Annotated in this window: 14 protein-coding genes; 4 read left to right on the top strand and 10 right to left on the bottom strand. The window is 61.7% G+C overall.

What is annotated here, in order from left to right; genetic code table 11:
* Positions 1-124: 124 nt before the first annotated feature.
* On the bottom strand, positions 125-1,804 hold the full coding sequence (gene pgm / locus BLW03_RS07265; RefSeq protein WP_074653024.1) for a phosphoglucomutase (alpha-D-glucose-1,6-bisphosphate-dependent): 1,680 nt from the start codon (positions 1,802-1,804) through the stop codon (positions 125-127).
* 264 nt (positions 1,805-2,068) lie between these two features.
* Here pgm and BLW03_RS21125 point away from each other — a divergent pair, with 264 nt between their 5' ends.
* From BLW03_RS21125 to BLW03_RS07280, 3 genes are all read left to right on the top strand, one after another.
* Entirely contained in the window at positions 2,069-5,797 is a 3,729-nt protein-coding gene (locus BLW03_RS21125) for a DNRLRE domain-containing protein (RefSeq protein ID WP_074653026.1), read from the top strand.
* A gap of 282 nt (positions 5,798-6,079) precedes the next feature.
* Positions 6,080-7,048 carry a ferritin-like domain-containing protein gene (locus BLW03_RS07275; protein ID WP_074653028.1) on the top strand — a complete coding sequence of 323 codons (969 nt, stop codon included), beginning with the start codon at positions 6,080-6,082 and terminating at the stop codon, positions 7,046-7,048.
* A gap of 34 nt (positions 7,049-7,082) precedes the next feature.
* Positions 7,083-8,126: a ferritin-like domain-containing protein gene (locus tag BLW03_RS07280; protein ID WP_074653029.1), complete on the top strand. Its 1,044-nt coding sequence runs from the start codon at positions 7,083-7,085 to the stop codon at positions 8,124-8,126.
* An 82-nt stretch (positions 8,127-8,208) separates the two neighbouring features.
* On the opposite strand, the gene BLW03_RS07285 is transcribed toward BLW03_RS07280, so the two are convergent.
* The 4 genes from BLW03_RS07285 to mutL all read right to left on the bottom strand — a co-directional run bounded on the left by BLW03_RS07285 (position 8,209) and on the right by mutL (position 14,487).
* Positions 8,209-8,409, bottom strand: a complete 201-nt coding sequence (locus BLW03_RS07285) for a cold-shock protein (protein ID WP_074653031.1) — start codon at positions 8,407-8,409, stop codon at positions 8,209-8,211.
* 180 nt (positions 8,410-8,589) lie between these two features.
* Entirely contained in the window at positions 8,590-9,297 is a 708-nt protein-coding gene (gene cmk, locus BLW03_RS07290; protein ID WP_074653032.1) for a (d)CMP kinase, read from the bottom strand.
* Between the two features lie 112 nt (positions 9,298-9,409).
* Complete coding sequence (locus BLW03_RS20595) at positions 9,410-12,034, bottom strand: hypothetical protein (RefSeq protein ID WP_074653034.1); 2,625 nt, start codon at positions 12,032-12,034, stop codon at positions 9,410-9,412.
* A 356-nt stretch (positions 12,035-12,390) separates the two neighbouring features.
* The gene (mutL, locus tag BLW03_RS07300; protein ID WP_074653035.1) at positions 12,391-14,487 is read right to left on the bottom strand and encodes a DNA mismatch repair endonuclease MutL; all 2,097 of its coding nucleotides are present in this window, start codon (positions 14,485-14,487) and stop codon (positions 12,391-12,393) included.
* Between the two features lie 121 nt (positions 14,488-14,608).
* On the opposite strand from mutL, the gene BLW03_RS07305 reads away from it, so the two are divergent.
* Positions 14,609-15,598, top strand: a complete 990-nt coding sequence (locus BLW03_RS07305; protein WP_074655843.1) for an aldo/keto reductase — start codon at positions 14,609-14,611, stop codon at positions 15,596-15,598.
* A gap of 64 nt (positions 15,599-15,662) precedes the next feature.
* On the opposite strand, the gene BLW03_RS07310 is transcribed toward BLW03_RS07305, so the two are convergent.
* The 5 genes from BLW03_RS07310 to BLW03_RS07330 all read right to left on the bottom strand — a co-directional run bounded on the left by BLW03_RS07310 (position 15,663) and on the right by BLW03_RS07330 (position 23,155).
* Complete coding sequence (locus tag BLW03_RS07310; RefSeq protein WP_083350386.1) at positions 15,663-16,130, bottom strand: RidA family protein; 468 nt, start codon at positions 16,128-16,130, stop codon at positions 15,663-15,665.
* A gap of 58 nt (positions 16,131-16,188) precedes the next feature.
* The gene (locus tag BLW03_RS07315; RefSeq protein ID WP_074653037.1) at positions 16,189-17,724 is read right to left on the bottom strand and encodes an alpha/beta hydrolase-fold protein; all 1,536 of its coding nucleotides are present in this window, start codon (positions 17,722-17,724) and stop codon (positions 16,189-16,191) included.
* A gap of 406 nt (positions 17,725-18,130) precedes the next feature.
* Positions 18,131-18,823 carry a YceI family protein gene (locus tag BLW03_RS07320; protein WP_083350388.1) on the bottom strand — a complete coding sequence of 231 codons (693 nt, stop codon included), beginning with the start codon at positions 18,821-18,823 and terminating at the stop codon, positions 18,131-18,133.
* Between the two features lie 191 nt (positions 18,824-19,014).
* Positions 19,015-20,001: an amidohydrolase family protein gene (locus BLW03_RS07325; protein ID WP_074653039.1), complete on the bottom strand. Its 987-nt coding sequence runs from the start codon at positions 19,999-20,001 to the stop codon at positions 19,015-19,017.
* A gap of 436 nt (positions 20,002-20,437) precedes the next feature.
* Entirely contained in the window at positions 20,438-23,155 is a 2,718-nt protein-coding gene (locus BLW03_RS07330; RefSeq protein WP_212733155.1) for a patatin-like phospholipase family protein, read from the bottom strand.
* Positions 23,156-23,310 lie beyond the last annotated feature (155 nt).

The following is a 23,310-nucleotide window of genomic DNA, read 5'->3' on the forward strand; positions in this document are numbered from 1 at the left end:
GTACCCCATTCTTTCGCGGCTTATCGCAAAAATCGCAGGGTTCACACGGACTCGGATCACTTGGAAGGGTCGCGCTAACGCGCGATACCCCACCCTTTGCTTCGCAAAGAGTGGGGCACCCGTTTTAACTCGACACCTCGGCTCGACCCTTTAAAGCTGCGTTCACCAGTTGCTTTGCTTCTTCCTGGATTTGCTTCAGGTGATCTTCGCCCTGGAAGCTTTCGGCGTAGATCTTGTAGACATCTTCCGTGCCCGAAGGACGAGCCGCGAACCAGCCGTTCTGCGTGGCGACCTTCAGGCCGCCGATGGCGGCTCCGTTGCCGGGCGCGTTCGTCATGATCTGCGTGATGGGCTCGCCTGCCAACTCCTTCGTTGTGACTTGCTCGGGAGAGAGCTTGGCAAGTTTTGCCTTCTCGTCCTTCGTCGCAGGTGCGTCAATGCGCTGGTAGACGGGATCCCCATAACGAGCCGTCTGCAGCTTGTAGAGTTCGCCCGGATCCTTGCCGGTGCGTGCCGTCATCTCTGCCGCCAGGAGGCCCATGATGAGGCCATCCTTGTCGGTGGACCATGCGGTGCCGTCCATGCGCAGGAACGATGCGCCCGCAGACTCCTCGCCCACGAAGCCGAGCGTGCCGTTGACCAGACCGTCGACGAACCACTTGAAGCCAACCGGAACTTCCAGAACCTTGCGATTCAGGCCCGCGGCGACGCGGTCGATCATGCTGGACGAGACGAGCGTCTTGCCAATCGCGACGTCCTTACCCCAGTTGCGATGTCCGAAGAGATACTCGATCGACACGGCGAGATAGTGGTTTGGGTTCAGCAGGCCGGTCGATTTCGCGACGATGCCGTGACGGTCATGGTCCGTGTCGCATGCCCAACTCACGTCATACCTGCCCTTGTTCTCGATCATGCCCTCCATCGCAAAGGGCGAGGAGCAATCCATGCGGATTTTGCCGTCCCAGTCGATGTGCATGAAGCGGAAGGTGGCGTCGACAACGGTCGAAAGCACTTCGACGGGCAGCTTGTACTGGTCGGCGATGCGCTGCCAGTAGTGCACGCCTGCACCGCCCAGAGGATTGACGGCCAGCTTCAGGCCGCTGGCCGCGATGGCCTGCAAGTCGACCACGTTGGCGAGGTCGCCGATGTACTCCGCATAGAAGTCATGCTTCGTTGTGGTGGATGCGCTCAGCGCCTTTGCAAAGGCAATGCGCTTCACGTCTTTCATACCCGCGCGAAGGATGTCGTTGGCACGATCCTGCACCCACTTAGTCACATCGGTGTCGGCGGGACCACCGTTAGGCGGGTTGTACTTGAATCCGCCATCCTCAGGCGGGTTATGCGAAGGCGTGATGACGATGCCGTCGGCCAGGCCATCCTTGCGTCCCTTGTTGTAGACGAGGATCGCATGTGACAGCGCGGGCGTAGGCGTGTAGCCGTACTCGCCGCCCGTCTCCGGAACGCCGATATCGATCTTGGTTGCGACACCGTTCGCTGCCAGAACTTCTAATGCACTGCGGAAGGCGGGCTCGCTCAGTGCGTGGGTATCCATGGCGAGGAAGATGGGGCCGGTGATCTTCTGGCCTGCGCGGTACTCGCAGATCGCCTGCGTGATGGCGAGAATGTGGTCTTCATTGAAGGCCGACTTGAAGGCCGAGCCGCGATGGCCGCTGGTGCCAAAGGCTACCTTCTCCGATGCATTGTCCGCGTCGGGATGCAGCGTGTAGTACGCCGAGACAAGGCGCGAAAGATCGGTGAGGCTATGTGGGTCTGGCAGCTTGCCGGCGTTAGGGCTGTTGCTCATTGTGTGTACTTTCCTTTGTTATGCGCGGCCAAGTTGCGCTTGATCGACCGAGTGTACCGCGAGGCCAGGCGCGAGGCCGTAGCCGCGCACCCTGCTCCATGGTGTTTCAGACGTTGGATGCGTGTTCCAGAACGGGAATCACCGCCGTGGTTAGAATGAACTCTCTTCCCCCATGAATCCAGTGTTTTCCACCGAGCAGACCTGCAGGACCGCACGTCAGTCATGTCAGGTTTGCCCTGTGTCACCGAGTGAGCCTCAGGTCTTATGCCGTTGCATCTGCACATCCGGAACAGGCTCACGCGCGCGGCACCACTGCTTGCGTTGGCGGTCTGTTTCCCTTGGCATCCGACCTTCGCCCAGACCGGAACGCTGACAGCCGACACGGCCGTGTCAACGGTCCATCCCGCAACTAACTACGGCACACTGAGCAATCTTTACGTCAGTGGCAGCAGTACGGCCCTGCTGCGGTTTGACCTGGGGACACTGCCTTCAGGAACGACAGCAGCACAGATCAGCCGGGCGACCCTGCGCATCTTTGCGAATCGCGTGAACACGCCGGGCGTACTGACCGTATCGCCTCTGAACACGGCCTGGGCGGAGTCTGCCGTGACCTGGCAGACGATGCCCGGCGTTGCGAATGCTGTCGAGGTCTTTGCCGTGACGGACGAGAACCAATACATCACGGTCGACGTTACGTCGCTGGTACGAGGCTGGGTGACCCTGCCCACGACAAACTTCGGCCTGACACTGACTGCCAGCACTGCGGATGTGGTTCTGGACAGTAAAGAGAACGACACTACCGCCCATCCCGCCCAGTTGGAGATCGCGCTGACCAGCGCAACGGCTGGGCTCACCGGGCCTCAAGGGCCCAGGGGCGATACGGGAGCGACTGGTGAGCAAGGGCCTGCCGGACCGCAAGGAGTAACCGGCGCGGCGGGTCCAGCAGGGGCGCAGGGCCCTAAAGGCGATACCGGTGCGGCAGGTAGCGCAGGGTTGATCTTTCGCGGATCATGGCTTTCGGGAACGCTCTATGCCCTGAATGATGTCGTGACATCGGGCGGGGCCGCGTGGGTCTCGACCGCGTCAGGCAACATCGGGAACACACCTGCCGGCATGTCCTCCGTATGGAGCGTGCTGGTTCCGGCGCCGGGCGTCCCGACTGTTACGGGTGGACTGGCGTACGCGGGCGTCTACGATTCCACCTCAAACTACGCGAGCCAGGCAGTTGTCACCTGGCAGAACGCTGCCTGGGTCAGCCTGCGTGACAGCAACCACGGCAACACTCCCGACGTCTCGACCGCGGACTGGGTGATGCTGGTGCCTGCAGCGGTCGGACTCACAGGAGCTGCCGGGCCTGCCGGCAGTCCCGGAGCGCAGGGGCCGCAGGGAGAACGGGGTTACACAGGCGCTGTTGGCTCACAGGGCGACACCGGAACGACCGGCGCAACTGGCCGTCCAGGCTTTGTCTACCAAGGTTCCTATAATTCGATGACGAACTACACGGCGGGCGATGTGGTGCTCTGGCAGGGTGGGTCGTGGTCATCGCTGGTGGATGGGAATCACGGCAACACCCCCGATGCTTCGCCCACCGACTGGGGCCTGCTCACTTCGCGTGGCCTCACCGGCGACACGGGAAGTACCGGCGCACAGGGCTTGGCGGGACCTCAGGGGTTGCCGGGGACGCAGGGCCTCGTCGGCCCACAAGGGGTCACCGGGCCTGTGGGTTCAACGGGCCCGCAGGGAGCACCCGGCCGTGATGGCGCACAAGGGCTGCGGGGCGACACCGGACCGGTCGGGCTGCAGGGCGATCCCGGGCCGGTGGGCATCACGTGGCAAGGCTCCTACGATTCAGGCACGAACTACGCGACGAATGATGCTGTAGCTTGGCACGGCCAAAGCTGGCTTTCGATGCACAACACCAACCATGGCAATACGCCGGAGATCTCCGCGGCAGACTGGACCCTACTCGCCGCCATGGGCGCGACCGGATCGCAGGGCCTTCCGGGAACCATTGGTCCGCAGGGTCCGCCCGGTGACATCGGGTTGCCAGGGGCTAAGGGGACCACTGGAGCGCAGGGACTCACCGGACCGCAGGGCGCTGCCGGATTGCAATATCTGGGCCTGTACGACAGTGGGACCAACTATGCACTGCACGACGCCGTGACCTATGGCGGGGGCACCTGGATCTCCTTACAGGAGACGAACCATGGCAACACACCCGGCTCGTTGTCCGCCTGGTGGCAACAGATCGCGGCGCCCGGACTGCAGGGAGCGACTGGAATGCAGGGAGCGGCGGGCCCGACCGGCGTCGCGGGGACACAGGGAGCGCAGGGCCTAACCGGGCCGGAGGGACCCCAGGGGCAACCGGTGCACTTCCTGGGAGCATGGCTCTCCACCGCATCATATAGAGCAGGCGACGCTGTCTTTTATGATGGCTCCGCGTACATCGCAACAGGCGCTGTCGTTGGAAGCCCACCGGGCATTTCGTCCATGTGGTCGTTGTTGGCACAACGCGGCGACACCGGTGTGATGGGTCCGCAGGGAGCACAAGGCGCTGCAGGTACCGCTGGAGCAGCCGGCCCCTCCGGCCCAATCGGCCTGACGGGAGCGCCGGGGCTGCGCTGGCTGGATGCTTATGACCCTGCGAGAGGCTACATCGTCGGCGACGCGGTGTCTTTCAATGGAGCCAGCTATGTCTCTGTCTCCGATGTCAATGTTGCCCTGCCACCGGGCACGGGGCCGCAGTGGTCATTGCTGGCTGCAGCAGGAGCCGCCGGAACAACCGGTGCCAGTGGTATCAATGGAGCGCGCGGGAATGATGGGGCGGCTGCTACGGTCGCCATTGGAACTGTCGGCACCGGCGCGCCGGGCACACCCGCCGATGTGAAGAACGTTGGTACCGCAAACGCCGCCACGTTGAACTTCACCCTGCCGCAGGGTGCAACGGGAGTGGCAGGCGCTCCGGGGTTGTCCTTTCAAGGCACCTGCTCGAGCGGTAACGGCTACGTGAAGAACGACGTCGTCTACCGCTCGGGATCATCCTATGTCTCCCAACTCCCAGGAAACACCGTCGACCCTCTGGTTTCCATCGCAAATAACAGCGGCGAGTGGAAGCTGCTGGTATCGCAGGGCGCGCCCGGAGCAGCTACTGTCAGCGTGGGTACCATCACCAGCGGAACCACAGCCGCAGTCACAAATGCAGGCACGCAGACTGCGGCGGTCCTGAACTTCACACTGCCACGCGGTGATACGGGCGCGGCAGGTCCAGCGGGCCTGTCCTTCCTTGGAGCGTGGGATAGTGCTGCCGCATACGCAGCGACCAATGCCGTCAGTTACAGCGGGTCGTCCTACTTGGCGATGACTGCCAATACCGGCGTGCATCCCGTTGGCGATGCGGGGAGCGTAGGTGCATGGTTGCTGTTGGCGATGCAGGGCGCACCCGGTGTCGCCGGTCCGCAGGGCCCTACCGGTTCAGCGGGTCTCGCCGGCGCAACGCCAACTATAGCGATCGGCACAACACACACGCTTGCAGCCGGATCATCTGCGAGTGTCAGCAATGTGGGTTCGGCAACAGCGGTCCAGCTTGAATTCTCGATCCCGCAAGGTGCAGCCGGAACGGGCAGCTCAACTGCAGGAGGTGTCTTTTCGACTGTCCACACAATTGCCGCTGCGAGTCAGGGTGCACAGGTCTATGGTCCGCTGGTGGACACGAAAGCTGCTGCCGACGCCAACGCAGTGCTGGCCTATCTCCCGTCCACGTGCCTCCTCCATTCCGTCCTTGTCTACAATGCGTCTGCGGTAGACGTTACCTTCCAGGTACACACAGGCACCCCCGGCAACATGACATCAGGAGCGAACTGCACAGCGAAAGCAAACGCGGCAACTACATGCAATGGTCCGGGAACGCTTGGCACTGCTAACTTCGTTTCATTTGGTATAAGCACAACCAGTACAGCAACGAGTTACGTCTACACACAATTTTCATGTAACTAAAGCCGGCAGGCTCCACGCGGAGTGATCCCGCTGTTGTATCGTGAACGTCCACCTCCAAATCGAATAGGCGACCATCCTTTTTGGGCCTATCGAAATACTGTTTCGTCGATAACTCCGATCACTTCAAACGATGTTTGCAGGATGCCAAAGTCGCCATAAAGGCTCCCTCCCTCTGACAACTGCAAAGAATCATTTCGCTGTCTGATTGCGAGTGGTCGGCAATCCGCCGGCTCACATCCTTCGTAAGTCATGTAACACCGCACCGCCTAAGGGAGACCACCAGTGGATACGACACTGAGCAACATCGCAAAACTAGGACTATCGCGGCGAGGATTTCTTGCCGGCGCTGGTGCCGTTACTGCAGCCACACTCGTTGGCTGCGGTGATAACGGAGCCGTCACCTCGACCGTGCCGACGCCGCCTGCCGCTGTCGCCGTCACAGATGTCGACATCCTGAATTTCGCTCTAAATCTGGAATACCTTGAAGCAGAGTTCTATCTGCGCGCTGCAACTGGTAGCGGTATCTCTGCGGCAGACGGCGGTGGAGCAACCGTCACGGTTCCCGCGACCACAAAGGTCGCTTTCAGCAACGCCTTCTACCAGCAGTTTGCTTTCGAGCTGGCGCAGACTGAACTTCAGCATGTTCGTGCGATTCGCGCGACGATTACATCTCTCGGCGGCACGCCGGTTGCAGCGCCCGCACTTAATTTCACTGACGCTTTCAATGCTGTAGCCTTCCAGGCTGGGCTTAACAGCTTCAATCCTTTCAGCAGTGACGCCAACTTCCTTATTGGTGCTCTGACCTTTGAAGAGGTCGGTGTAACGGCTTACACTGGCGCCGCCAAACTCATCACGAGCACTGCGGTTCTCGACGCTGCTGCGGGCATTCAGGCTGCCGAGGCATACCACGCCGGTGCAATCCGCACCATCATGGCTGGCAGCGCTCTTTCCAGCAAGTCAACCGCAGGGCTCGATGCGTACAACAGCATTCTGCAGTTGCTGAATAAGTTAGATGGCACGACCCACACAACGAACCTGGTTACAGGTGGAACTGCCTCAACCAATGCAACTGTCGGCGCAGTCTATTCGCCTTCGAGCGTGGTTTCTGCAGATGCGAATGCAGTTGGTTATGCCCGAACGACCGATCAGGTGTTGCACATCGCTTATGCCACCCTGCCCGGCACATTTACGGCGTCCGGTGGCTTCTTCCCAAGCGGCCTGAACGGCACGATCAAGCAGCCCACCACATAAATCAGATCGCACGGCACCTGACGGAGAAGAGACCATGGCAACGCTTGAAACACAGAAACTCGACAGCATTATCGCCAGCCGCCGCTCCCTGCTGATGGGCGCGGGAGCGCTGGCCGCGACTGCGATGATCGGCACGAAGAACGCCGCCGCCGCAGTCCCGGCAACCCCCACCGATGTTCAGATCCTGAACTTCGCGCTCAACCTCGAATACCTGGAAGCGCAGTTCTACACCATCGCAACCGAGGGCGTAACAGCTGATAAGGCGACACAGGGCAGCAAGATCACCCTGCCCACCGGCAGCGGGACAGTCACCTTCCGCGCCGGCGCCAAGACCACCTTCTCCAATGCGGCAGTAGCAGCCTACGCATTTGAGACTGCGATCGAAGAGCGCAAGCACGTCATTTTCCTGCAGACAGCGCTTGGCTCGGCCGCTGTGGCCCAGCCAAACATCAACCTGCAGTCGAGCTTCACCACGCTGGGCGGCCTGCTTGGCGTGCCCACCTTCGATCCGTTCACCACGGACCTTAACTTCCTCCTGGGCTCGTACATCTTCGAGGATGTGGGTGTGACCGCTTACCACGGCGGTGCGCTAGGCATCACGAATAAAGGCAAGACCGGTCAGACGGCGGACTACCTTACGCCGGCTGCGGGCATTCATGCCGTAGAGGCTTATCACGCCGGTCTCGTACGCGTGACGCTAGCTCTGTTCGACGCAGGAGTGGTCACGCTCGGCTCGGCAGACCAGGCGCTGAAGGGTCAGGCTGCTGGGCTTGCAACGGCGATCTCAAACCTGCGGGCTACGCTTGACGGCACAGTCGGGCAGGCTCCCACGGACACTGCCGGCCTTACGGGTCAGGACGACTTCGGTCTCGCAACCTATTCGGTTCCGACGAACGGCACCACGGGTACGGCATCGCGCATCCTGAACCAGGGCCGCACGACATCACCAAACTACAGCAACTTCATCGCGTTCCATCGCACCTACCAGCAGGTTCTGAACATTGTGTACGGCTCCGCGACCGGCGCAGTCTCAGCGAACAGTTTCTTCCCGGCCGGTATGAACGGCGACATCAAGTAATCGAAGGGACACAAACACAGAAGGGCAGCTCCAAGTGGAGCTGCCCTTCTTCATGCTTAGGATCGCTCTGCAGCGCTGCAGGTTACAGCGGCTGGACGTCCGAGGCCTGCCAGCCCTTGGGTCCCTTGATCACGTTGAACTGCACTGCCTGGCCTTCCTGCAGGCTTTTGAAGCCTGTGGTGTTAATTGCCGAGTAGTGCACGAAAACGTCCTCGCCATTCTCGCGGCTGACGAACCCGAATCCTTTTGCGTCGTTGAACCACTTCACTGTGCCCTGTTCCATAAAAGTTTCCGGTCCTCTTCTGTTCGAATCTGCCGTTGAATACAAGGGATCGACGCCGCTGGGGGCGGGCGAGGACCAATTTGTCTCAAACGATGCGCATAGACTAGCACGAAAAGTCGGGGTCTTGAAAAGTGTCATTTCGCGCAGGCGCTGCGCCTGGCTGTCGTCCGTCGAGCCGCTTTACAAAATTCGCTCCGACACCAGTGCAACCGTGCGCTCGAGAACCTGGTCGAGCGATAGGCCAGTGGTGTCCAGAATGATGGCATCCTCTGCCGGTTTCAGCGGGCTCTGCTCACGTGACCGGTCGCGTGTGTCGCGGTCACGCATCTCTTTCAGGAGAGCCTCCTTGTTCTCAGCCGCGGCAGGCTGCTGAGCAAAACGGCGATCACCGCGAGCCTCGACGCTGGCGTCCAGAAAGATCTTCACCGGTGCCTGCGGAAAGACAACGGTTCCGATGTCGCGGCCTTCCATGACAACGCCGGAAGGAGACGCATTCCCGAGCGAGCGCTGCGCGGCCACCATCCACTCACGCACGGGGCCATGGACAGAGACGTGCGATGCGGCCGCCGTCACCTCTGGATTGCGAAGCTCGCCCGTAACTTCACTGCCGTCCAGGAGTACGCGATTACCACCGTCACCGGGCTCCAGCGTGATGTGCGTGGAGCGTGTCAGCAGGAGTACGGCTTCACCGTCGTCGAGAGCCGTGCCACTGCGAAGAGCCTTCAACGCCAGCGCGCGGTACATGGCTCCGGTTTCCAGGTTCAGCAGACCGAACCGCTTCGCCAGGTGCGAGGCAACGGTGCTCTTCCCCGCGCCCGCCGGGCCGTCAATCGCCACCACAAGTCCCTGCCGGCTCACGTCGCTGCCATTGTTCCCTTGAAAAGTCATCGCTTTCTATTCTGCCGTAAACCGGGCTTCCCCACCGAGGCAGGATGGGCGTCACGACAAGAGGCCTCCCACGGTGGGGAGGCCTCTCGTTTTCAAACGGTTGAGCAGGTATTTACTCCGGACGGCGGCGAGGTGCGCCACCGAACGAAGGCTTTCCACCGAAGGAAGGCTTGCGTGGGCCGGAGGACGGGCGTCCGCCAAACGACGGACGGCCGCCGCCTTCACGTGGAGTGAACGGCTTGCGGTCGCCAAACGATGGACGGCTACCACCTTCACGAGGCGTAAATGGACGGCGCTCGCCACCTTCGCGCGGTGTAAACGGCTTGCGATCTCCGAAGGACGGACGCGCGCCAAAGCTGGGACGGCTACCACCCTCACGTGGGGTGAACGGTCGGCTGCCACCTTCACGAGGAGTGAAGGGCCGACGCTCGCCACCCTCGCGAGGTGTGAACGGCTTGCGATCACCGAAGGACGGACGACCATCACCGCGCGGCGTGAACGGACGGCTACCGCCCTCACGGGGCGTGAACGGACGACGCTCACCATCGCCACGCGGCGTGAACGGACGGTCTCCACGAGGAGCAAAGGGCTTGCGATCGCCAAAGGACGGACGGCTACCACCTTCGCGCGGCGTAAACGGACGGCGCTCGCCATCCCCACGCGGGGTGAAGGGACGATCACCGCCCTCGCGGGGAGTAAATGGGCGGCGCTCGCCGCCTTCGCGAGGCGTAAACGGCTTCCGATCACCAAACGAAGGACGCGCACCGAAGCTCGGACGGCTGCCACCTTCACGCGGCGTGAATGGACGACGCTCACCACCTTCGCGAGGAGTGAACGGACGGCGCTCGCCACCTTCGCGCGGGGTGAACGGCTTGCGTTCACCGAACGAAGGACGCGCACCGAAGCTCGGACGGCTACCACCTTCACGAGGCGTGAACGGACGACGCTCACCACCCTCGCGGGGAGTAAACGGACGGCGCTCGCCACCCTCACGCGGGGCGAACGGCTTGCGGTCACCAAACGAAGGACGTGCGCCGAAGCTGGGACGGCTACCGCCTTCACGAGGAGTGAACGGGCGACGCTCACCACCTTCACGAGGCGTAAATGGACGACGCTCTGCGCCGCCTTCGCGGGGCGCGAACGGCTTGCGATCCTGATCCCACGGCCGCGCAAACTCGTTGCGCTGACTGTCGGATGGGCCGGCTGCATTGTCAGGACGCGTGAAGGGGCGGCGCTCGCGATCACCGCCGGCGGCGAAGCCGCCGGTGCGGCGCTGCGGTGCGAAACCACCCTCACGACGCGGAGCAAAACCACCCTCGCGGCGGGGTCCACCAAAGCCACCTTCGCGACGCGGTGCCGGACGGTCGCCTGCAGCGGCGGGACGGCGAACCGGATAGCTACCCGTGCGTGCGGGACGACGTTCTTCCGGTGCTCCGCCCTCCGCTGCGAAGCGCGCAGCACGCTCTTCGATCATGTGGCGGCGATCATCATCCTCGTAGCGCGAGCGCGGCGCGGCCGTGAAGGCCGGTGCGGCGGTTGCATCTGCGGGAAGCTCATCGAGTGCGCCGGGGATGTACAGCAGTGTCTTGCCATTCAGAACGGTGGACTCGAGCTGGCGCGACGCAGCCAGGCCGCTTACGACCTCGCGAACGCGCGAACGTGCTGCCAGCGGCGAGAGGAAGATTTCCATCTCATCGCTGGTTGCGGCGACTGCCTGCGACAGGTACAGCGACAGCAGTGCGGAGAGAGCCGTGGGCTGTCCCGCGTTGGCGCCTGCCTTGAGGTGACGCACGAAGCGGCCGCTCATCAGCTCCCACTTGGAGGGTGCACCGTCAGCATCGGGAACGGGGATGACGCGCTGAATCGCCCAGAGCTCGCTGAGAGCGCGGAGGACGGCAGAGTCATTCACACCCTGCCCAAGCTCGTTGGAGAGTTCGTGGGGAGCAAGCGCACCCTTCTCCTTCAGAGCTTCATAGACCTTTACTGCCAGTGGAGAAACGCGCATGGATCCGGTCTGTGCCGGCTCCTGCTTCCAGTTCTTGTCACCACGCAGCGTGTAGACAAACGAAAACGCCTGCGAAGAGCAGACAAAGTCAGGCTCGCCCGTGGTCGATCCCAACAGGTTCAACGGCACGGCCGAACCTTCGGCGATCATGCGTGCCAGCATGTGGCTGACCGTCTCCTTCTCCTCAGCGGAGAAACCATTGATGGGATCTGCCTCCGACTCAGGCTCGACGGCTTCGACATTGTTAGGTGTTGGGTTGCCCTCGGCGTCGATCAGGTCCTGCTCGGCGATCTCGTCGCCCTCATCCTCGGCGATCTCATCGTCGGTGGTCAGCATGACTTCAGGGTCAGCAGCTTCGGGGCTCCAGCCCTTCGACTCCTCGTCTTCACCTTCCTCGTCATCACCTTCGGACTCTTCGTCGTCTTCTTCGTCTTCGAAGTCCTCATCGGACTCCTCATCTTCTACGGCGAGGGCGTAGGACTCTTCCTCGCTGGGACTGCCGGTCGTCTTCGGAACCCAACCGTTTTCGGGACGGCCAAGGATGGCCTCGGCAAAGCTGGGCTGAGGCGATGCGGCGAACTGTGCGTGCGGGTAATAGGGCACAAGGCCCGCAGCATCAAGCCACGTGCGGGCGTCGTCCATGGTGCGCAGGGCGTCGCCGTTCTGATGCCAGAGGGCAATGCGCGCAAGCTTGAGTTGGTTGGGGGTAATGCTGTCTGGCATGGATGCCATGGGGTAGTCCTTCTTTCGGCGCTGCCGTCGCTCAAAGGGCGCGGCGCGGTTCGTATGCGCAAGGCCAGCAAAAATACGCGGAGACGACCCGCGCTGCTGCCTGCGTGCTGTGTTGGATGTAGGCCAGAGTGCCGCCGCTACCGCCGGAGAGCAACTCTTTTTTCGGAGCATCTGGGATGCTCGTACCTGCGACCAATGCATGGATGGGTGCGGTGACTACCCGGCCGCAAGCAAACATTGTGTCGACTTAGGAAGCGTGTCGTCCGCTTCGTTCTAGAGGAACCGCATGGTTCTTAGAAGAACGCCCGGGCTGCGCTAGGTGCGTGCGCCGATGACGTGCCAGGCTGCCCCCAAAATTAAATACGCTGGAAGGCGCGCTGGATCTCCTTATGAGAATACCGCAAAGCGATGGGTCTGCCGTGCGGACATGCCATAGGATTTTCAGTTTTTCCGAGCTCATCGAGCAGCCACTGCATCTTGCTGGTCTCCAGCGGCATGTTGATCTTGACCGCAGCATGGCAGGCAATGGACGCCGCAATGCGCCGCGCGCGAGTTTCCATGTTGTCTGCCTGGGCCGCATCATCGTCTGTTTGCAACAGTTCCGCGAGCGCCAGCTCCAGTTCCTTACCCTCAAGACCGACTGGCGCAGACTTCACCGCGAGCGTCCGAGGCCCGAAGGGCTCTGCTTCAAAGCCGTTGCGGTTCAGTTCCTCGGCCATGCCGGCGAAGTTGGCCATCTGTGCGGGGACAAGGTCGATCAGCAGCGGCATCAGCAACCGCTGGCGCTGCACGCGCTCTACCTGCCGCTCGCGCAGCACCTTCTCAAACAGGATGCGCTCGTGGGCAACGTGTTGATCGATGATCCAGAGTCCTTCTTCGTTGACCGCAAGGATGAAGGAGTTCTGCACCTGGCCAAGTGGGCGCAGACCACCGAGTCCGGCCAGGTTCGCGGTGTCTTCAATACGCTCCGCTGCAGGCACGCGTGCCGGAGTGCCTGCGGGCAGATGCGTCCCGGCGTGCGCATCCGGTAAGTCACCACAAGGCGTGAGTGCGATACCAGCACCACCAACACCCTGGGTGCCCCATTCACGCGCAGCCTCATCACGCGTAAGTGGGATCTCACCAAAACTAAGTCGGCCCGGCAGCGGCGTGAGGGGTTTCACGGTAAGTGAGAACCCGTCAACATCGCTCGCATCAATGAGACCGATGCTGCGGTCCAGGGCCCGTCGCTCGTCAGCCTCCGAAGCTTCACGAATCTGATGTTCGCTCCAGGGTGCATCACTGCCCGGCCCCGGACCACGCACGACCGGATCAAGCTCGATGCTCTCCTGCCCATCGAGCAGACCGATCCGCGGCGACGGTGCGAGTGCGCTAAGAAAGCTGGCAGCGGGACGTGCTTTGAGGACCGTGTTGCGGACGGTGTCTCGGACGAAGTCATGCACGAAGCTCGATTGCCGGAAGCGCACTTCGGTCTTGGCAGGATGCACGTTCACATCGACTTCGGCTGCGGGCATCTCCAGAAACAGGAGCACCACCGGGAAGGATGTGGGTGGCAGGATGTTCTTGTAGGCCTCGGTGAGTGCGTGCAGGATGAGACGGTCGCGCACCTGCCGACCGTTCACGAACACATAGATCGATCCGCGATTGAGTTTCTGTAACTCAGGCTTGGAGACAAAGCCTCGCACACGGAGATAGCCGGGCTCCGGGGCGACATAATCTTCTTCGCGACGCCACGGTGGCGGTTCGGGAAGACCGGCTCTCGTGAAGTCCATCTCTGCGGCGCAAGGCAGCATATCGCGCGAAATATCACTGCCGAGGATCTGATAAAGCCGCTCGCTTGCATCCCGCACCGCAGGCGCGATCAACAACGCGTGCGTCGCAGAATGTAACTCAAAGTGCTTCCCAGGATGCGCAAGCGCATAGTGCGTAACTAATGCGGCGACGTGCGATAACTCTGTCGGCTCGGACTTCAGGAACTTCTTGCGTGCAGGCACGTTGAAGAAGAGGTCCTTGATGGCGATTGTGGTACCGACCGGCACGCCAACATCTTCCACCTTCGTCATCTTGCCGCCATGGATTTCGATGCGCGTGCCGACTGCGTCCTCTTCGGAGCGTGTGTCTAACTCCACGCGAGCGACCGATGCGATGGATGGCAGTGCCTCGCCACGGAAGCCGAGCGTTGCGATGTGCAGCAGGTCCTCCGCGGACCGCAGCTTGCTGGTAGCGTGCCGTTCGAATGCGAGCATCGCATCGTCGCGCACCATGCCGTGGCCGTTGTCGACGATGCGGATCAGCTTGCGGCCGCCGCCTTCAACCTCGATGCGGATGCGCGTCGCGCCCGCGTCCACTGCGTTTTCCAGCAGTTCTTTCACAACGGACGCAGGCCGTTCCACCACTTCGCCCGCGGCGATCTGGTTCGCCACCTGGTCGGAGAGTACGCGGATACGGCCCATGCAGTGATTCTACGGTGCGCTGCGTCGTGGAAAAGCGGTACGTAATTCAGGGGACATACCGTTCGCCGAATCGCGCCAGAGGAATCGCGGTGCATCGTGCGGCATCCAATCGCCTATGGCAATGGAACAGATCAAGCTGGGATCACAGGGGGCCGTCGTCTCGCGCGAAGGCCTGGGCTGCATGGGCATGAGCGAGTTCTATGGCGAGCGCAACGATGAGGAGTCTGCCGCGACGCTGCTGCGCGCGCTGGACCTGGGCGTTACGTTTCTCGACACGGCCGATGTCTATGGCTTCGGCGATAACGAGGAGTTAGTCGGCAAGACGATCAAGTCGCGGCGCGATGAAGTATTTCTCGCGACCAAGTTTGCAAACCTGCGCGATAAGGCAAGGCCGGATTACTGGGGCATCAGCGGTAAGCCGGAGTATGTGAAGCAGGCCTGCGAGGCATCTCTGAAGCGGCTGGGTGTGGATCATATCGATCTCTACTACCAGCATCGCGTGGATGCGGAGACGCCGATTGAGGATACCGTCGGCGCGATGGCCGAATTAGTCAAGGAAGGCAAAGTGAAGTACCTGGGCCTGAGCGAGGCATCGGCTGCGACCATTCGGCGTGCACATAAAGTGCATCCGATCACGGCACTGCAGACGGAGTATTCGCTGTGGTCGCGCGAGGTTGAGGACGAAATTCTCCCGACGCTGCGTGAGCTTGGCATTGGCTTTGTGCCATACTCGCCGCTGGGTCGAGGCTTCCTTACCGGCACGCTGAAGAAGGACACGACAGACGCGAAGGATGTTCGTTTTGGCCGCTATCCACGCCTGTCCGGTGAGAACCTGGATAAGAACCAGATCATCGTCAACCGGCTGACAGAGATCGCAGAGCGTAAGGGCATCACGCCCGGACAACTTGCACTGGCATGGGTCTTTGCCAAGGGTAATGACATTGCACCGATCCCTGGCACCAAGCGGCGGAAGTATCTGGAAGAGAATGTTGCTGCGCTGGATGTGAAGCTTACGTCGGAAGAGGTCGCCGAGGTTGAAGCAGCGGCACCGCCTGAGGCGATTGCTGGAGATCGCTATAACGAAGGCGGCATGAAGACGATCGAGAAGTAAGTCGTAGCAATTTACAAAGAAGGGCCGCGCATCCTCGCGGCCCTTCTTCGTTGCTTATATCTGGTTATTTAGTGCCTGCAGATTTCGTCGCTGCTGCACCCTTCTGCGCTACGCCCATGATCTCGAAATGAGCTCCCAGAACTAACTCCTTTGCACCGATGAAAGCGCGCGCCGGATAGGGCTGATGAAAGTAATTTAGGTAGACCTTGTTGAAGGTTGCGTAGAGATTCATGTCAGTGCAGAAGATAGTTACCGTGACCAAATCATCCATGGTCATGCCTTCTTTTGTCAGCAGTGTTTTGACGGAGTCGAGCATCTTCGCAGCTTCGACCGATGCATCGGCGGGTGGCTTGCCGGTGGCTCGATCGGCACCGACGGAGCCGCTGACGTAGACGGTATCGCCCATGCGAATGAAAGAACTAAAGGGCGTTACAGCTGTCCCGGTCGGCGGGATGACACCCTGCGCGTGCGCACCCCGCGAACCCAACGCACAAGCACCACACAACACCAATCCGAGTAGGATTTTGATCATTTTCTGCCCCTTTTCGACCGTCTTTGAATCGATTCAGTTTGGCTCATCCTACACGGCGCTACAACGGCGGCTGCGGAGGCTTCTCCGGCTTGTCGGGTGGAACGGCATGGACCTTCATGCGGCGACGGAAGAGCTTGCCGTCGGTCACGGCATAGAGCCATTCCCGATTCGGGCCGCCGAAGGCGACTGCATCGACCGGTTCATCCGGCACGGGACTGTTCAGGATCATCGCAACGCGGCTGTTGGCCTCGCAGATCTGGATACCCAGGGCTGTAGCAAAGTAGACCTGGCCGAGGGAGTCGAACGCTGCGCCCTTCGCTCCAGCATCTTCGTCCAGAACCTCGAGGCGATAGAAGGGTTCAGCATGTGTGGGTGTGCCGTCGGGCTGCAACTGCATGGACCACTGGTGCCGATGCTCGGGATCCGTTACCACCAACATCGCCTGGTCGGGTGAGAGTGCGACGGCGTCAGCTTTCATGGAAGGCGAGGGCACCTCCCCTGCTCTTCCCGCTCCTGAGGTCGGGGCCCAGCGGATGTGTCCATGACCGTCCGCGATGTAGTGGATATTGCTTGCTGTGAGAGCTCGGCTTTCGAGAACCTTTTCATTCACCGGTTCCCAGTTGCCGATGGCTTCGACGGTGGCCCAAATACTGCCGCGGGTGTCCCAGCCGGGTTTGCCTAGTGCTGTGGGTGGGTGGGGTTCGATCTTCCCTACGCCGCGTGCGGGGGTGTAGTCGCGCCATAGCCAGCGGAGGGCCTCGGGTAGCTCTGCCCCGCCCTGTTTTGTGTCGTGGCCGCCGGTGCCGATGGTGAGTCTGGCGTCGTACCCCTGGAACTGGAGGGCGTCGAAGAGCATCTGGTTGGCGCGGGGCCAGGTGCCTGCGTAGAAGGTGCCATAGGGCTGATCGGGCGTGATGTGGTCGTTGGCGCCGTCCTGCATCCAGATGCGGATTGGCCTTGCCTCGGTCTTCCGAACGAGTTCCGGCAGCGTGTCGGCGCCCTTCATGGCAACGTAGGTGCCAATGAGCGAAAGGACGCGGTGGAACTGGTCGGGCCGGTGCCATGCGGCGACGAATGCGCCTACTGCTCCCGTACTGGTGCCGCCGATAGCGTGCTCGTCCGGGTTGGTAGAGAGTGCGTGCTTCCTCTCAATCGCTGGGATCAGCTCTTCTTCGAGGAAGTTCACGTAGCGGTTCGAAACGGAGTCGTACTCAAAGACACGCTCGTAGCGGTTCTGAGCGTCGGGGCGGATGGCGGGCAGGACGCCGGGGTCGACGAAGATGCCGACCATGGGCGGAATCTGCTTCGCTGCAATGAGGTTGTCAAGGACGTTGGCCGCTTGAAGATTGCCACCCAGATAGCTGCTGCCGTCGAGGAAGATCATGTACGGCAGGGGTGTGGCCGGGGCGTTTGCCGGAAGGTAGACCGCGTAGTGGTGCGGCGTACCGGGGTAGAACTTGCCCGCGGGGAGGACGAGCTTTTCGAGGGTGCCGTGCGGGACGTTCTGGATCTGGGAGTCCGGGCCTGGTGGGTATGGGGTCTGCGCGTGCAGAGTGAGGCCCAGGAACAGGAGGAGTAGAAGGAGTCTTCGCATGGCGCGGCAAGTATAGCTGCCGGATCGAACTCGGAGAGAAAATCCCTCAGCAGCAGAAGCCGCAATTTGTTGGCTGGTTGAGGGCATGGCTGAAGCCATGCCCATCCGAAAGGGTTCGCGCTGGGCGGGAAAGCCCACTCATGACAATATTGCTGTCATGAATGGGGCACCCGAGTGGCGGTTGTCCTTTGGGTTGTCTGATGTCTTGTGGGGAAGAAGTGTCGCGCTTTCGCGCGATACCCCACCCTTTCCCTTCGGAAATGAACGGGGCACCCGGGTGGGTGGTCGTCCCGGAGGTTTGTGAGGTAGATCGAGAACCCACGTCTCAGAAGCGAGACGTGGGGCACCCGAGTGAAGGATTGGCGAGAAACTGCTCCCTAAGCCCTGTTGCCTGTTCCCTGCTGCTTTAGCTGCGCTTGAACTTGTAGACGAGCTCGATGGTGATCTTGTCTTCCACGTTGGCGAGGCGGCCGATGGAGGGTTTGATGAGGCCGAAGTCGGCGAAGGTGAAGGTGGTGAGTGCGCGGCCTGCCACTGTCGAGGAGCGAGCGTCGATGGTTGCGATGCCCTTGAAGGTGACGGGTTTGGTGACGCCGTGGATGGTGAGGTTGCCGGTGAGCGCGACGCCAAGCTGACCGGTGGACGGCACCATCTTTGGCACGCCGGTGATTGCGGTAGGGATGAAGAAGGCCTCGGGGAATTTATCCGTTTCGAGCGTGCGATTGCGGATGTAGCCGTCCCGCATGCTTTGGTCGCTCGAAAGTGCTTTGAGGTCGACGACCATCTTTGAACCGGGTGCGACGTTGCCGTCGGGCAGGATGTCGATATGACCGGTGACCTTATCGCTGGTGCCGACGGCGTCATTCGGGAAGTCGATGCCGACAAGCTGTTCGGTCACGCGATACGAGGCAGACGAGCCCTCGGTTAGTTCCAGCTTGGCGCCAGCAGTGGGTGGCGGTGGCGGCTGCTGTGGACCGCCGGGACCTCCAGGGCCGCCCGGACCACGCTGCCCGGCAGGGGCGCCCGGCGCCTGAGCGAAGGTGAGCGAGGCGGTGAGCAGGAAGGCGGCGGCGGTGACCGAAAAGGTACGACGAAGCATAGGTGATCTCCAGGGAACGGCAGATTATGACGCTGTGGAGTGATAGACGGACAGGGTGCTGGAAGGCCGCAAGAATTCTTTTGCGAACCGGAATTCCCGATCGAGTTTTCCTTTGGGCCTGGGCTGGCACGCAAAAACCCCCTCACGACGGTGAAGCTGTCATGAGTGGGGCACCCGGTGCGCTGCAGGTGTCAGAATCGTTGGATTGATGAGGTCAGCCGCCGCCAGTTTCCATTGGCGAAGAGCTTCTTGTGTTGTTCGGAGAGTCCAGCGGCTTCGAGAAAAGCCTTGCCCGGTGCGCCGGGGCGGTATTGGTATGGGTAGTCCGTCGAGAACAGAATGCGTTCCGGACCGACGATCTTTAGCGAACGCTGCATGTACTCCTGACTCCACATGCCGCTGGGCGTTACGTAGAGGTTCTGACGGAAGTAGTCGTCGATGGGCCGCTGCAGCTTCGTCACGCGTGCGAGTGCGTTGAGACGTTCCAGGTAGAAGAGGACGACCTCGCCCCAATGCCCGAGGATAATCTGCAGGTCTGGGAATTCATCGAAGACACCGGCGAGGGTCAAGCGAACGAACTGGATGCCGGCTTCGTAATGCCAGCCGAGACCGAAGGCTGCGAAGGCCGTGTCGATGGGTTCGCCGAAGCCGCCATAGAGGACATCGCGGACGGAGCGCTGCGGGATCTGCGGATGAATAAAGACGGGTGCACCAAGCTTTGCGGCAGTTGCGAAGATGGGGCGCAGGTCCGGATGGTCGAGGTTCTTGTCTCGCGTGCGACCGCAGAGCATGGTGCCTGCGAAGCCGGGCTGCGCGATGGTGCGCTCGAGTTCGAGTGCGGCCTCGGCCGGCGACGCGGTCGGAAGTACGGCGAAGGCCTGGAAGCGTGTGGGATGCTTTGCCACCGTTGCCGCGAGCAAGTCGTTGGTCTGACGAGCCAGGTCGATGCTCTGTTCCGGATCAAGATTGTGGAGGGCGGGTGTGGTGACGGAGAGTACCTGAACGTCGATGCCGGCCTCATCCATAAGGGCGATCCTTCCCCCGCCCAGATCGTCCAGGCGGGATTCGATTTCGCCGCGATCAAAGGCGCTGGTGCCGTCCTGAATTGGGGAGGCAGCCCAGGCTGCCCGGATGTCGGGGGTGAGGAAGTGTTCTTCGATGGCGATCAGCTTGGTCAATGTCGGTCCTCTTGGCGTTGTTGTTCTGAGGGGTTACGGGTTTTGCTTTGCGATAGTTCCGGGGCTTATTGGGACGGTTATTTGAAGGTCAGGTCACGTTGGCGGCTCGCGCTTTGCGGTACCTAGAGAGAGAAAATCCCTCAGCGGCTGAAGCCGTTCCTCTATGGGCTGATTGATGGCATGACTGAAGCCATGCCCCCTCCGAAAAAGTTTGCGCTTTCGCGCGAGTCCCACTCATGAGGATGAAGCTGTCATGAATGGGGAGTAGGTTAGGCCATCCCGTTTACAAGTGCGGATCAAACGGAGCTCTAGATCTCGTAGTGGAGACGGGGCACCCAGTTCTTGCCTCCCTTGGTCATGTACCAAATGAAAACCCACGTCTCAGAGGCGAGACGTGGGCCACCCGGTCCGGTCATGGATGTGATGCGGGCGCGTTCTAGAAGAAGCGGCCGAGGGTAAAGACCAGTTTGCGATGGTCGTCCGTGCCGAAGGCGGGGCCGAAGGTGATGGCGCCGAGCGGGGTCTCTGCGGCGAGGCCGAAGAAGACATCCTGACGCATGACGGTGCTGGCGGGTGCGGTGCCCAGGCCGGGCGAATGGATGCGGCCGAGTTCGTAGGTGCCCACGACGTAGATGCTCTGGCCGAGGGGCTGAGGCAGCTCTGCCAGGCGGCGGAAGTATGCGGGCCGCGCCAGCAGGAAATCGGTGCCGCGGTACTCGTCGAACGATGACGCGGTCAGGCGCAGAGGTCCGCCCAGCGTAAAGCGGAAGGGATCGGCCACGTTCCGATGGAACATGGTGCCACCCTCGAACGAAAAGGACAGGGTGTTGCCGTGACCGATGTCGCGGAAGTAAGTCGTGGTGCCTTCGAGACGGGGAGCGTTTTCACTGTGCGTGGCGTTGAACTGGTAGCCGACGGAGGCGTCGACGCGCAGGCCGTGGCGCGGCACCATGGCACGGTCCTGGCCGTTGAAACGGTATTGGACGCGGGCGGTCTGGGCATTGCCTTCAAAGTTTGCCTGGCCGTCCGTACCAGTCGTGGTGTGCCAGATCTGGTGGTTTATGGCGTAACCCGCGCGAAGTTCGCTGAAGTGGCTGAAGACATAGCCAACATCCATACCGCCACCCTCCGTCAGCGACATGCGCTCGGCGACCTTTTGTTGGTCGGCCCAGATGTAAACAGGCGTGCGGAGCAGGTCAAGGTGCGGAGCGGCGAACCACTGTGTGTCGCCGAAGCGCTTGTAGTACTCCGGTGAAAGCTGCGTCAGGTAGCCGAAGCGCATGCGTGTGCGAAACTCTGACTTGAAACCGCCAAGGTCCTGCACCGTCAGCACACCGTCGATGGTTGCGCGTGCAGTGCCTCCGGTTTGCGCGATCACGTTGCCGCCCAGCAGCAGGTAGGGCGGTCCGCCGGGACGGTCGCGTACCCACAGGTTCAGGTCCACATCGCCCTCGCCGGGTTTGTAACCGGGCTGTTCTGCGGTGGCCAGTGCGATCTTGCCTCGACTGGAAGGAGCGACGGTTTCGAACGTCTGCTTCTCCTTCTGCGGTTCTGCCCCGCGTTTGCCCACGGGCAGCGAGTTGTTAATGGGCGTGGCGCTGATGGCAGAACCTGTCTGCCCAGCGGAATTATTGCCCTTGTCCGCGCTCTCGACAAGCTGGGCGACCGTGTCATCACCCGGTCCGCGACGTTCCGCTGGGTGCAGCAGTTCGCGACCGTCGACCTTGCGGCCCTCGTTCGCAGGGCCGGTCACGTGGGTATTGACGACCTGTCCGGGCTTCGTCAGGAAATAGTCGGTCTCAAAGCGTCCGTCACTGCGGACTTCGTTCAGCTTGGCTTCGATCTGGTCGGTATCGAGCTTCTTGCCGGGAAGATCGATGGCGGTGTCGCGCACACCGATGGCGTTGCGAGCCGTGGGAGCGATGACGGTCACCTTCGCGATGTTCCGCAGGGGCGAGGCCTCGCGCTTCGTGCGGACCTGCTGGTACTTCGCCCAGTCTGCGTCGTTGAGAGCGTACTTCAGAAGCTGGGGCGCCATCTTCTGCGCTGCTTCATAACCGACCTTGGTCAGATCGGCCGACTTGGCATAGTCCCCGGCGCCGACGCCGGGTGGCGCGATGGGTTCGATGATGACATCGGCGAGCGCGCGCGAGCGAACCTCATTCGACCACGAGGCGACGGAGAAGCTGCGCTGCAGGATGCCGAGAACGGATCCGGAGTCGCCCTGGCCGGGCGGCGTCAGCGGAAGCGAGACGGCGAGAACCACGTCCGCATGCAGTTCGCGCTTCACGACGTCCGTTGGCAGATTTTCGGTGAGTGCGCCATCGACGTAGATATGGCCGCCATCTTCGAGCGGAGGAAAGACGCCGGGGATGGAGATGGACGCGCGGACGGCTTCGGCCAGCGGGCCGTGCGTGAAGACGGCTTCGCGGCCGACGAGGATGTCCGTGGCGACACAGCGAAACGGCAGCGGCATCTCGTCAAAGGAAAACTCGGCGCCATAGGGCAGAAACTGCGCGTTCAAAAACTGGTTCAGACCGTAGTCCAGCAGGACTCCATTCCGCAGCGAGACACCCTTCCTGAGGCCCATGTTGATGCCTCCGGGCAGGAAGCGCTGGTCTTCGCGACGACGGAAATTCAGATCGCGGAAGTCGGCACCAATACGGAAGACTTTGGAGAAGACCTTGTCGCTGGTGAGATCTTCCATCTGCTTCGTGGTGTGGCCGGTCGCGTAGAGCGCGCCCAGGAGCGACCCCATGCTGGTGCCGGCAATGACGTCCACCGGCACATGGTTCTCTTCCATCCACTTGAGTACACCGATCTCGCTGAGTGCGAGCGCCCCGCCGCCGCCGAGGGCAAGGCCGATCTTCTTGCGGCCGGGTGGGGGTGGCGCGGGTGTTGAGGGATTGTTGGGTGCGCCGTCACCATTGGTGGGCGCGCCCGGTTGCCCCTGCTGCGGGCGGCCCTGGTCTGGCGAAATGCTGTTGCCCTGTCCGGATGGACCTTCGCCGCCGCGAGGCTGTTGCTGGCCGCCTGTCTGCGCTGCAACCGTGCCCTGAGGTGTCGCGGCTTGCTGTGCGGGGGCTGCGGTCGCGCAGGTCAAGAGAGCGCAGAGCAGCGCGCGCGCCATCGGAACTTGTTTTTCGTGATTCATAGTTTCAGCCATTCGATGCGCCTGGAGGTTCTTTGGACTTGATGTGCCGCCATCGAAGATGGCGCGGGAACATCCCTCGGGATCCCACAAAAGTCGCAGAACGAGAGCGTGCGCGTCCCCCGCAGCGAGCTAGAACAGTATCGCTCGATCCCAAT

Origin of the sequence: Terriglobus roseus, from assembly GCF_900105625.1 — a bacterium.
Lineage (GTDB): Bacteria > Acidobacteriota > Terriglobia > Terriglobales > Acidobacteriaceae > Terriglobus > Terriglobus roseus_B.

Bases quoted from the DNA above. Each gene is read 5' to 3' on its own strand.
- BLW03_RS07315 (WP_074653037.1), bottom strand. From the start codon at position 17,724: ATGCGAAGACTCCTTCTACTCCTCCTGTTCCTGGGCCTCACTCTGCAC.
- BLW03_RS07305 (WP_074655843.1), top strand. From the start codon at position 14,609: ATGGAACAGATCAAGCTGGGATCACAGGGGGCCGTCGTCTCGCGCGAA.
- mutL (WP_074653035.1), bottom strand. From the start codon at position 14,487: ATGGGCCGTATCCGCGTACTCTCCGACCAGGTGGCGAACCAGATCGCC.
- BLW03_RS07310 (WP_083350386.1), bottom strand. From the start codon at position 16,130: ATGATCAAAATCCTACTCGGATTGGTGTTGTGTGGTGCTTGTGCGTTG.
- pgm (WP_074653024.1), bottom strand. From the start codon at position 1,804: ATGAGCAACAGCCCTAACGCCGGCAAGCTGCCAGACCCACATAGCCTC.
- BLW03_RS20595 (WP_074653034.1), bottom strand. From the start codon at position 12,034: ATGGCATCCATGCCAGACAGCATTACCCCCAACCAACTCAAGCTTGCG.
- BLW03_RS07285 (WP_074653031.1), bottom strand. From the start codon at position 8,409: ATGGAACAGGGCACAGTGAAGTGGTTCAACGACGCAAAAGGATTCGGG.
- BLW03_RS07320 (WP_083350388.1), bottom strand. From the start codon at position 18,823: ATGCTTCGTCGTACCTTTTCGGTCACCGCCGCCGCCTTCCTGCTCACC.
- cmk (WP_074653032.1), bottom strand. From the start codon at position 9,297: ATGACTTTTCAAGGGAACAATGGCAGCGACGTGAGCCGGCAGGGACTT.
- BLW03_RS07330 (WP_212733155.1), bottom strand. From the start codon at position 23,155: ATGAATCACGAAAAACAAGTTCCGATGGCGCGCGCGCTGCTCTGCGCT.
- BLW03_RS21125 (WP_074653026.1), top strand. From the start codon at position 2,069: ATGCCGTTGCATCTGCACATCCGGAACAGGCTCACGCGCGCGGCACCA.
- BLW03_RS07280 (WP_074653029.1), top strand. From the start codon at position 7,083: ATGGCAACGCTTGAAACACAGAAACTCGACAGCATTATCGCCAGCCGC.